Origin of the sequence: Sporanaerobium hydrogeniformans, assembly GCF_002735925.1 — a bacterium.
Classification (GTDB): Bacteria; Bacillota; Clostridia; order Lachnospirales; family Cellulosilyticaceae; genus Sporanaerobium; species Sporanaerobium hydrogeniformans.
In genome coordinates this window covers 393178-403850 of the sequence record NZ_PEDL01000002.1, presented here as the reverse complement: position 1 = coordinate 403850, position 10673 = coordinate 393178, and the positions used below count along the sequence as shown (strand labels likewise).

Annotated in this window: 14 protein-coding genes; 8 read left to right on the top strand and 6 right to left on the bottom strand. The window is 35.9% G+C overall.

Annotation, left to right across the window (positions count from 1 at the left end):
* Positions 1-420 precede the first annotated feature (420 nt).
* Positions 421-957, top strand: coding sequence for a helix-turn-helix domain-containing protein (locus tag CS063_RS04810; RefSeq protein ID WP_099448539.1), 537 nt, complete (start codon positions 421-423; stop codon positions 955-957).
* A 12-nt stretch (positions 958-969) separates the two neighbouring features.
* A complete protein-coding gene (locus CS063_RS17595; protein ID WP_180270687.1) occupies positions 970-1116 on the top strand; it encodes a hypothetical protein in 147 nt (48 codons plus the stop codon).
* Between the two features lie 595 nt (positions 1117-1711).
* On the opposite strand, the gene CS063_RS17590 is transcribed toward CS063_RS17595, so the two are convergent.
* The 3 genes from CS063_RS17590 to CS063_RS04800 all read right to left on the bottom strand — a co-directional run bounded on the left by CS063_RS17590 (position 1712) and on the right by CS063_RS04800 (position 2938).
* Positions 1712-1876 carry a hypothetical protein gene (locus CS063_RS17590; protein WP_180270686.1) on the bottom strand — a complete coding sequence of 55 codons (165 nt, stop codon included), beginning with the start codon at positions 1874-1876 and terminating at the stop codon, positions 1712-1714.
* 263 nt (positions 1877-2139) lie between these two features.
* Positions 2140-2730, bottom strand: a complete 591-nt coding sequence (locus CS063_RS04805) for a 4Fe-4S binding protein (protein WP_099448538.1) — start codon at positions 2728-2730, stop codon at positions 2140-2142.
* A gap of 1 nt (position 2731) precedes the next feature.
* Positions 2732-2938, bottom strand: coding sequence for a DUF362 domain-containing protein (locus CS063_RS04800; RefSeq protein ID WP_099448537.1), 207 nt, complete (start codon positions 2936-2938; stop codon positions 2732-2734).
* Between the two features lie 148 nt (positions 2939-3086).
* Here CS063_RS04800 and selD point away from each other — a divergent pair, with 148 nt between their 5' ends.
* Positions 3087-4121 carry a selenide, water dikinase SelD gene (selD, locus tag CS063_RS04795; RefSeq protein WP_308415427.1) on the top strand — a complete coding sequence of 345 codons (1035 nt, stop codon included), beginning with the start codon at positions 3087-3089 and terminating at the stop codon, positions 4119-4121.
* Positions 4122-5231, top strand: coding sequence for a tRNA 2-selenouridine(34) synthase MnmH (gene mnmH / locus CS063_RS04790; RefSeq protein WP_099448535.1), 1110 nt, complete (start codon positions 4122-4124; stop codon positions 5229-5231).
* 64 nt (positions 5232-5295) lie between these two features.
* On the opposite strand, the gene yedF is transcribed toward mnmH, so the two are convergent.
* The 3 genes from yedF to CS063_RS04775 form a co-directional block, all read right to left on the bottom strand.
* Positions 5296-5643: a sulfurtransferase-like selenium metabolism protein YedF gene (gene yedF / locus CS063_RS04785; RefSeq protein WP_308415430.1), complete on the bottom strand. Its 348-nt coding sequence runs from the start codon at positions 5641-5643 to the stop codon at positions 5296-5298.
* 46 nt (positions 5644-5689) lie between these two features.
* On the bottom strand, positions 5690-6610 hold the full coding sequence (locus CS063_RS04780; RefSeq protein WP_099448533.1) for a DMT family transporter: 921 nt from the start codon (positions 6608-6610) through the stop codon (positions 5690-5692).
* 63 nt (positions 6611-6673) lie between these two features.
* A complete protein-coding gene (locus CS063_RS04775) occupies positions 6674-7285 on the bottom strand; it encodes a DNA-3-methyladenine glycosylase (protein ID WP_099448532.1) in 612 nt (203 codons plus the stop codon).
* Between the two features lie 246 nt (positions 7286-7531).
* On the opposite strand from CS063_RS04775, the gene CS063_RS04770 reads away from it, so the two are divergent.
* From CS063_RS04770 to CS063_RS04755, 4 genes are read left to right on the top strand one after another with little or no spacing between them, the layout of a single operon-like run.
* Positions 7532-7960: a cytochrome b5 domain-containing protein gene (locus CS063_RS04770; RefSeq protein WP_099448531.1), complete on the top strand. Its 429-nt coding sequence runs from the start codon at positions 7532-7534 to the stop codon at positions 7958-7960.
* On the top strand, positions 7957-8793 hold the full coding sequence (locus tag CS063_RS04765) for a hydrogenase small subunit (RefSeq protein WP_099448530.1): 837 nt from the start codon (positions 7957-7959) through the stop codon (positions 8791-8793). The genes CS063_RS04770 and CS063_RS04765 overlap by 4 nt, the downstream gene beginning before the upstream one ends.
* A gap of 15 nt (positions 8794-8808) precedes the next feature.
* Positions 8809-10224, top strand: a complete 1416-nt coding sequence (locus tag CS063_RS04760) for a nickel-dependent hydrogenase large subunit (RefSeq protein ID WP_099448529.1) — start codon at positions 8809-8811, stop codon at positions 10222-10224.
* Complete coding sequence (locus CS063_RS04755) at positions 10224-10670, top strand: hydrogenase maturation protease (RefSeq protein WP_099448528.1); 447 nt, start codon at positions 10224-10226, stop codon at positions 10668-10670. Before CS063_RS04760 ends, CS063_RS04755 begins: the two co-directional genes overlap by 1 nt.
* The last annotated feature ends 3 nt before the right edge of the window (positions 10671-10673 follow it).

Genomic DNA, 10673 nt, shown 5'->3' with positions numbered 1-10673 from the left:
TTTACTTAATGTTGATTTATATCAATTTTATGCAGTAAAGAAAGGGACATTACATAGCTATAGCAAACTCAGTGACATACTTTTAAGAATAGGTAATTTGGCTCTGCATGAGAAACGTATGAGACAAACCGCTTATTCTCGTATAGAAAGCTATTTAGAGGAACTTATTTAATTTGGAAAAACTTAGGATTAAATTAACGCCTATGATTTTTAGATACAAAAAGTTATAGAGAAGGTATTTTAAATATTATTTTATCTTGAAAAATAGTAGTATTGAAAAAAATGAGGTTGTTTTATGACACCTTTTACTAACACTTTTTACTTTCCTAAAATCTCTAGGATTTTGAAACAGTATTATTATCCTATAGGATTTTGGAAAGTTCCAAAATTACTAGAGGTTATGGGAATGAGGTGTTCCAATTGATATGGGCTTACGTCCTAGAAAATATGGGTGTGGAAGATTTGAGAAGTAATCAGTCAGTTTTTTTACTGATTAAAGACCTAAAAATTGAAGATAAGTATTTGTACTTTGATAATACTTTTGAAAGACCTGAATTAGAAAAACTACTGGATTGCATGGGAATTGGCGATAAACTAATAATTAGGTCTGTTGAAGATATAGCAGATAGCTTATCAGAATTAGCAAATATTTTTCAAAGGTTCTCTGAAAAGAAAATTGTTTTATGTAGTTGTGTGGAGCCTTTTTTATGCGAGGAGGATTATCAGGAAAATCTAAATGGATACGTAAAGCTGTATCTTTATTATAACCAGAAGAAAAAAGACACTGCTTATCAAAAGGCATTATCTGAAGGTAAAGTTGGTAGACCTTTAAAGACGGTAGAAATTGAAAAAGCCATTAATATGTATGAAAGTGGTCAATTTAAAATCTCCCAAATCGAAATGATTACAGGGGTGTCCAAATCTACTATTTACAGATATGCAAATAAAAAACAATAAGGGGGTATTATTATGGCTTTTAAAATAAATGAGTTATCAGGAAAGCTAGGAGAAATAATTGATAAATTGGGTGTTACATTAGGATGTGCTTTAATAGAAGAAATTAAGAAGATTATCAGTTATGGTCACAAACTTGTTTCTATCATATTCCTAAATTAAATCTGGAAATCTACAAATGTGAAGTGCATGAATACTGTGATATAGAAAAGGATTTTGAGTTGTCTGAGAATATGTTTATGATATTTGATAGTACTAGTAAAGATTTGCTTTATACACATTCTGGTCTGGAGATTATGGATTGCTTATATAACCACTGCAATAAGGTTTTAAAGAAAAGGTATTCTATTGGGAGAGTAAAAAACTTAGATTGCACCTACATATTAGAAAAAGGATTATCCAAACCAAAGTTTGAGATAATCCCCCTTGAAAGTGTATCTTCAACTCAAAATACCTATTAATCCATTACTACTAAGGGATTAAGATATAGAGTTCTATCTTTTTCAAGATAAATATAGGAGCTGTCGCATTAGCTGATTAAAATCAGCTAATGCGACAGCTCCATCTTAATTTAAGTATTCGGTAAGGCATAGCCTTACCGATATTTTTCTTGAAAAATATACAGGTACAAAAATCCTTAAAACCTTAATACTTATACCCCATTGTGCATGAGAGGTATCATGTACAAGTTGCCCTCCTGAGTTATGAAAGAAGGCATAAAAAAAGAAAGGTTCTATCCTCTCCTACTCTCTTGTTTTTAATTGGTCATTTCAGTAGCATAAGCCGGAGTGACACTACCTATAATAGTAGCCAACACTAAACCACTAACTAAAACCTTACTCAACACAGCCTTAAACTCTGTTTTACAACTGGATTTACGACCATGTGTTGTTTCCATTAGGATTTCTTGATTTTTTGACATTCGAAAAACCTCTTTCTCTTTTTATTTTTCGATATTTTCTTTCTTAATTATATCACAGGAAAATGTTGGATATCAACTTAAGTTGTGAAGGGCAATCTTTGCCCTTCAGGTATCGTTATTTTTATGATTTCCCTTGAGTTTGCCCTTGAGGGAAGGGCAAAAGGAATTATAGACCACAAATTAAACCTAGTTCTAATTTGAAAGAAATACATAATAAAACCCTCATAAACACCTATTTTAAGGATTTATGAGGGTTAATTTACTTAATATTTAGTTTTTTCTTTGTATTTTGCTTTACATACAAGCTGTGTCATGGTTCCCATTGGACAATAAACACACCAAGATTTTGGTTTATAAAGCATCATCGTGATTATTCCTAAAACAGAAGATGTCAGCATGATACTATAAAACCCAAAAGCAAATTGTGCAATCCATGGCGTTACTCCACTGATATCTACCCAGTTCCAAGGTACCTTAAAGGTCCAAATTAATGTAACCACTTGCTTTAAATCTTTTACACCACTAAATACCAAATAAGTGGTAAATAGCATCACTATAAACATACTTAAAAAGAAAACTAAAAAGCCATATCTAAACCACTTGCTTTTTAAAAAATGAGGGATATCCCTATTTCTAGAGAGTTTAAGCTTTGTTCCCATTAGTTCCAGCATCTGTCCTCTTCCACAGTAGCGATTACAATATTTTTTTCCACCACCTACTAATGCAATAATAAGTGGAATAAAAAAACATAGAAGCCCTAACCATGCAAATAATATATTAAACAAACCTAAAATCAAATAAGTTATACTTAAAATCCACATATAATCCGTCAATTTCTTTTTATTTTTTTGCATTTTACTCCACCTCCATTGTCTCAATAGTTATGACCGATGCGGGACATGCTTTAGCACATTTGCCACATCCAACACATTTATCTTTTTCTAACTTCGCAAATACACCTTGCTCTATCGTTATAATTTGAAGTGGACATACTTTAACACATGAGCCACATGCAACACAAAACTCCGTATCAACCAATGCCTTTCTTTTTATTTTTGCCATCTCTTTACCTCCTTGTTATTCATTCCTTTAAAGTATATACACTAGAAGTATTTTATTCTGTAACTTAGTCACATAGGCGGTAATAACCTATTTAAGTCTTATTAAACTATGTTATAATGAAAATAAAAACTATGTAAAGAAGGATTGTATGATGGAAACGATTAAACTTACAGAATATAGCCATGGAGCAGGCTGTGGCTGCAAAATTGCCCCTGCCGTACTCGAAACTATTCTTCAAAACTCTCGTGGCACTATGACTTTTCCTAACCTTTTAGTGGGTAATGCTACTAAAGATGATGCTGCTGCCTTGGATTTAGGTAATGGTACAGCTCTTCTTAGTACTACTGACTTTTTTATGCCTATTGTAGATGATCCTTATACCTTTGGTAAAATTGCTGCAACGAATGCTATTAGTGATATTTATGCAATGGGGGGTAAACCACTTATGGCACTTTCTATATTGGGCTGGCCTATTAAAGTATTACCACCCGAAATCGCTGGAAAAGTCATTGAAGGGGGACGCGCTGTCTGTGAAGCTGCTGGCATCCCTCTTGCCGGTGGACACTCCATTGATTCCCCAGAACCTATTTTTGGTTTAGCTGTTTCAGGTCTAGTGGAAACTAAAAATCTTAAACAAAATAATAAAGCACAGGAGGATTGTGAGATTTTCCTCACTAAACCCCTTGGAATTGGCATCCTTACTACTGCCCAAAAAAGAAAGAAAATAGAAGAAGGACATATTGAACCTGCCATAGAAGCCATGTGTACCCTCAATCAAATAGGTAGTCAGATTTCAGCTCTTGATGGTGTTGTGGCACTCACTGATGTGACCGGCTTTGGTCTTTTAGGTCATCTAGGTGAAATTTGTGATGGCAGTAATATCTCCGCTACTATTTACTTTGATCGTATTCCACTTTTACCCCATGTTCATAAGTACCTTGCTTTAGACTGTATTCCTGGTGGTAGTCGTAACAATTTTGCAAGCTATGGTCATACCGTATCTGAAATGACAGAAATCCAAAGAAATATTCTTTGTGATCCTCAAACCTCTGGTGGCTTACTTGCTATTATCAAAAAAGAAAGTGTTGAAGCTTTCTTAGAAATAACTCAAACTGTTGGTTTAAAGCTCTCCTCTATTGGTGAAACTTGTAAACGTAAAGAAAAACTGATACAGGTGATTTAAATGTCTACTGAACTTACTCATGATTTTAAACAAATCGTTTTAAATAATACGTCCCTAATAGATGTGAGAGCTCCTATTGAGTTTGAGAAGGGTGCTGTTCCAAACGCTGTTAACCTACCTATTATGTCAAATGAAGAAAGACATGTGGTCGGAACTTGTTATAAAGAAAAAGGAAATGCATGTGCTACTGCTCTTGGTTATCAACTTGTTTCAGGGAAGGTTAAAGAAGACCGTCTTGAGGCTTGGCGTACCTATCTACTCGCCCATCCTGATGCTTTACTCTATTGCTTTAGAGGAGGCTCCCGTTCACGTATCGCACAAGAATGGATAAAGGAAGAGTTAGGCATAGAAATCACACGTCTTGAAGGTGGTTATAAAGCTTTTAGAAATTATCTTCTCCAAGTATTAGAGACCCCACCTGTTTCTATTACCCCTTTACGTCTAGGTGGCTTTACAGGTTCTGGTAAAACGCTGTTACTTAGAGAACTCAAACAAGCCATTGATCTAGAAGGACTTGCTAACCATAGGGGCTCTTCTTTTGGAAGCCATATTACCCCTCAACCTACTCAAGTAAATTTTGAAAACAGCTTGGCCTATGCACTTATTCATCATCAGGCACACAGCTACCGCTATATGCTTGTGGAAGATGAAGGAAGGCATATTGGCTGTAACTTTGTTCCTAGAGCTTTAGGTGACTACTTTAACAGTGCAGGTCTTATTGTATTAGAAGTGCCCTTAGAAGAACGTATACAAATTACACTCAAAGAATATGTAGTAGATTCTCAAGAAGCCTATCAGCATGCCTATGGTGAAGCAGGACTCTCTCAGTGGTATCACTATATCACCGAAAGTATACGTAAAGTACAGCAACGCCTAGGTGGTGACCGCTATAAACAGTTTTTGAATACCTTTGATACGGCTTACAAAGAGCAACTTGCTACTGACACCTTTACCCCTCATGAAAATTGGATTTATCTTTTTCTTCATGATTATTATGACCCTATGTACCGTTATCAACTTTCCCAAAATGAGGAGCAAATTGTCTTTCAAGGTAGCAAAGCTGACATTCTTGACTATCTTCAGCAGCTTGAATACTGCAATGAGCTTTAATAGCCACTAAAAATAGCGCCAAGCTTCACATGCATTGAAGCCTGGCGCTATTTTTAGTGGCTATTTACACAGTAATAGTCTTTTCTGCCGTCATCATTAAATGAACGATTTCTGCCATATCTGTACGTCGCCCTACTTGTAAAACTTCTTTAAGCCCATAGTGGTCGATGCAGGTGCCACAAGCTACTAGCTCTACTCCCTGTTCTTCAAGTCCATGGAGTACTTCTAATAGAGTAGACTGTGGACCTAAGTGCTTTACTCCTGAGTTATAAAAAATAATGGTCTGAGGCTTTTCCTCATTTGCCCATATCTTCCTTAAAAAAGCACCTATTAAAGAAATGCCCAATGTCTCATCGCCTTTTCCAAATGTTTCACTGTTTACAATTATAACTGTATTCATTAGTTCCTTTATCTCCTCATTATCCTTATGGTATGATTCAAACGCTTACCTTATTATATCATAAAACCCCTTTATCTGTTGTGATTGTTTTTACCGACTCTTTAAAGCCCACTCTATGTTCAGCAATGTACACTCCACCTATAATCAAAATCCCTCCTAAAATGGCATAAAAAGAAATGGACTCCTTTAATAATAAACCGGAACAAATCATTGTAATAAAGGGCATGAAATAAATAAAATTATTGGCAGTTACTGGGCCTATGTGCCAAATGGCTCTGTTCCATAAAACAAAGCATATGGAAGAGGCTAAAATACCTAAGAATAATAAATGCGCCATAATACCCGGTGATTGCAAAAGTGTAGCATCCCATCTATAGCCTGTCACTATAACACCAGGTAGCATAGTGAGAATGGAATAAAAAAAGGTTTTACGGGTCACATAAATCCCATTATAAGTATGTGGAATTTTTTTAATTAAAATAGAATAAATGGACCAACTAATAGCTGCACCTATTGCCAAAAAGTCTCCTAATGGGTTCATTTGCACGACAAAGCGCCCATTGAGTACAACCAATGTTACTCCTAAAAAAGAAAGAATAGAGCCCATAATGGCTTGCTTTGAGAACTTTTCTTCCCTTATTAAAAAATGTGAAAAAATAGCTGTTAAAATAGGTGCTACTGCTACTAAAATACCTACATTAGAAGCCAAGGTATATTGAAGTGCATAATTCTCTGTTAAAAAATAGAGTGTCCCTCCAAAAATACCAGCTCCTATAAAGAGTGCTTCTTCTTTTAAACTTTTCATTTTATAAAATTTAGGATGCATCAGCCACAGGAGCACATAGGCTATCATATAGCGATTAAACATAATTTCTACAGGTGTTAATGTGTTTAATAATAGTTTAGTAGAAATAAAAGTGGTACTCCAAATCACCACTACCAAAAATGCTATCACGTAATAAATCCAGTTCTTTTTCATACTTCTCCCTCTACATTCGTTCTTTTATCTGTTCTTTATCTCCCAAGCTATTCTTTTCTTTGTTCAATGTGAATCCCTCATTGATACATAGGAGCTATCCTTTATATAAAAGCGCCATAATTTATCTTGATACTCTTCTGCATAAGGAATATTAATGCGCTTAGCCTCTACTATGTCACCCTCTATCGCCTCACCTTCTGCTAACCACAACGCCCCCTTTTTATTAACTGGCTTCGCATTTAAAGTTTTATCAATTCGTAAAGCTCTACAGAGTTTTCCGGGCCCATTTGTTAAATCTTGCATTTTTTTGGATTTCATTTGCCTATTGGCTTTTGCAAAATCTAATGCCCTTTGATCGAGTGGCTCTACTGCTCTAATTAAAATACACTCTGGTATTTCTTCTTCATTCATCACGATATTCAAACAATTGTACATGCCATAAATGAGGTAAATATAAGCAATTCCACCCGCTTCAAACATGGGTGCTGTACGATTTGTTTTTTTACCACCAAAAGCATGAGCAGCCTTGTCTAAAATACCCATATAAGCTTCCACTTCAACTATTTTAAAACCATAATCTTCTCCTTGATAGGTTCTCACCAATGTTTTCCCTAAAAGTGACTTAGCACCTATAAGGGCACTTTGTTTATAAAAATTTTGACTAAGGGGTGTCATTTCTCGTCTTCCTCTCATTCCTTAAATAATTGCCCTTATTTGTATTCTAGTATATACTAATTTAACTAAAATATAAACATACTTTCCTACCACTTACTCATTCTATTAAGTATAGCCCCTAAAAAACAACTGACTCACCCTAAGCCATGATGAATTATAAGTGGCAAATAAGGTGAGTCATTATTTTTTAACATAAATCTCTCTCATGCTAATATACTTTAACTAGATACTCTTTAGGAGATTATTATGTCCCAAGTTAACTTATTCGAAATAGGTCAAATAGAAAATGAGCTTAAAGAAATTGAAATACTTATTTCATCTCTCCATCACCTGGAACTTAAATATGCCTATCTTCAAAAGATCGCCTCTATTAGAGAACAACTCATTCAATCCTTATTATTTCATTACAATGTGAGAACTCCAACTACTCCCTTTACCTTAGCACAGTTACAACAAAACTATAACGGAAAAAACAATCAACCCGCTTATATTGCAATTGATAATATCGTCTATGATCTCACTTATGAAGCAACCTGGGGAGGTGGCACTCATTTTGGTTTACAAGCCGGCGAAGATGTGAGTCATGCTTTAGCAAACTGTCATAGTCAAAACAAAGAGGAAATTATCAGTAAATTGATGCCTGTTGGTATTTTAGAAAGTCCGGTGATTCCATGAGTTTTTCTCCTTGTCCTATGTTCTATATCCAAACACCTCGAAAGTCATCTTCTAAAATAAACTGTATATGGCTAGAAACCTCGGGCTGTTTTGGTGAGGTTATCTCTTTTTTAAATGGTGAGCATCCAGGTCCTGTAGATTTTCTCCAAGATATGTGTCATGTTGTGTATTTTGGAAGTTTAATGGGTGATGAAGGTGAAGCTGCTTATACACACATCTTGGAAGTTCTCAAACAGAATGAGCCCCTCCTTTTTATTGTAGATGGTGCTATTCCTCTAAAAGATCAAGGCCTCTACACAGTTGTTGTTAACTATCAAAATAAACCTATTACGGCTCTTGAATTAGTGAAGCAGATTGCACCACATGCTGACTATATCATTGCAGCAGGTACCTGTGCTTGTTTTGGTGGGCCTACTGCCGCTAGACCTAATATCTCCGATGGAAAACCTTTGAGTGAAATTCTTTCTTCTACGATTATTCATATCCCAGGGTGCCCTAGTCACCCTATATGGATACTTGGTACCATTGGATATATTCTTCAATACGGTATACCTAAGTTAGATAACTTAGGACGTCCGTTAATCTTCTTTGATCAAAAAATACACGAACATTGCCCTAGACGTTCCTACTTTGACCAAAAAATATTTGCCAAAAATTTTGGTGATCCAGAATGTCTATTTCAACTTGGTTGTAGAGGTCCTGTAACAGCTACACTCTGTCCCCTCATTCGTTGGAATCAGAGCAACAATTGGCCTATTGGTGCGAATACAACTTGCATTGGTTGTGCGAATCGTGGTTTCCCTGATCAAATGGAACCTTTTTATAGCCTATAATAAGGAGATTTTTCTATGTCTAAAAAAACGCTTATCATTGATCCTATCACCCGAATTAGTGGTCTATTAGAGGTACAAGTACATATTGAAAATCATACTATTACCGAGGCAACATGTGGTGGGATGCAACTTAGAGGCTTTGAACAAATGCTACAAGGTCGCCCCCCATTAGATGCTATTTATCTCACAGTTCGTACGTGTGGTATTTGTTCGCTCAATCATGCCCTCACCTCTACATTAGCATTAGAGGATGCCTATCAGGTTATCCCCTCTCCTAATGGACGCCTCATTCGCAATATCTGTCTTGGCCTTGAAATGCTCCAAAACCATCTTAGGCACCTTTGCCAATTTGTTTATCCCGACTATGTGAACTTTGAAGGTTTATCTCCCGTAGCCAAATCGAATCCTTCTTTATGTGATTTTCGTCTACCCTCCCACATTAATCTTTTTCTTGTAAAAGATTATTTTACTGCACTTACCTTAAGCCGTAATGCACATACCGCACTTGCTGCTTTTACTGGTAAAGCACCTCATGCCCATGGTGTTTTTGTCGGAGGTATTACCACTACACCTACTATCGTAGCGTACGAACAAGCTCAATCTATTATTAAGGAAATCTTAGATTTTGCAACCTCTTCTCTGGTTCCAAACCTCTATACCTTAGGAGACTACTATCCAGAATACTATACACTGGGTAAAACTCAAGGTGCCTTTTTAAGTTATGGACTTTATGATCAACCTTCTGATCCTATCTTGTACGGTCCTAGGGGGACTTTTATTAATCACCATTTAGCTCCCCTTGATATCCATCTCATTACGGAGAGTTTCTCTTATTCTTGGTTTAATGCACCGGATGAACCCCTTCCCCTAGAAAGTATGCCTCCCGTTCCCAACCGTCAAAAACAAGGTGCTTATTCTTGGGTGAGCGCTCCAAGATATTTGGGCTTATCTTTAGAAGGAGGACCTTTAGCCAGAATGACGATGAGTGGTCTTTATAACCATGGCTTTGCCACTATGGACCGTCTCATTACAAGAGGTCTAGAAATCCAAAAATTATGCGAATGTCTTTTAGCCTTTTTAGAGCAAGTCACCTTAGAAGATTTTTATAATAGTGACTGGGTGGTTTCTGAAAATGCTCAGGGCATAGGTTTAACTGAAGCTTGTAGAGGTCCATTGGCTCATTTTATTCAGATTGAAAAAAATACTATAAAAAATTATTCTCTCTTACCACCTTCTACTTGGAATCTTTCTCCTAAAGATAACCAGTCCCAGCCTGGTCCTTGCGAGAGCGCCTTACTAAATACACCTATTCAAAACATAGACCATCCTGTAGAGATTGGAAGAATTGTTCGCTCTTTTGATCCTTGTTTAAATTGTGCTGCACATATTACAAGTCCTTATAAAAAGGATTTTATAATACAGGTGATTTAATGATTAAAGTCTTTGGAATTGGTAACCCCTTGTTAGGAGATGATGCTATTGCCCTTCACCTTCTTAAACAGCTTGCTGGCAATCCTCTTTTGATGCCCTACATGAGCTTTTTTCAAGCAGAAACCGATTGTTTTTATGCTTTGGAAGAAATAGAGCCTGATGATTTTATTATTATCTTAGATAGTTGCCATTTCGAAAATACTTTAGGAACTGTCTTTTATATGCCTCTTGATACTTTTCCTAGCCTCCCTTCTCTTTCTGCTCATAGCTTTAATCTTTTAAATGAATTACGCATTTACTTCCCCCAAATACAAGGTTTTTTTATTGGTATTGAAATACATGAGATTAAACCTTCCCTTATACTCTCTCCCCCTCTAAATGAACTTTTACCTGAAATTCATTTAGAGGTTGCTAGTTTTCTTCATGCTTTGATTCACAATCCCTAAAAA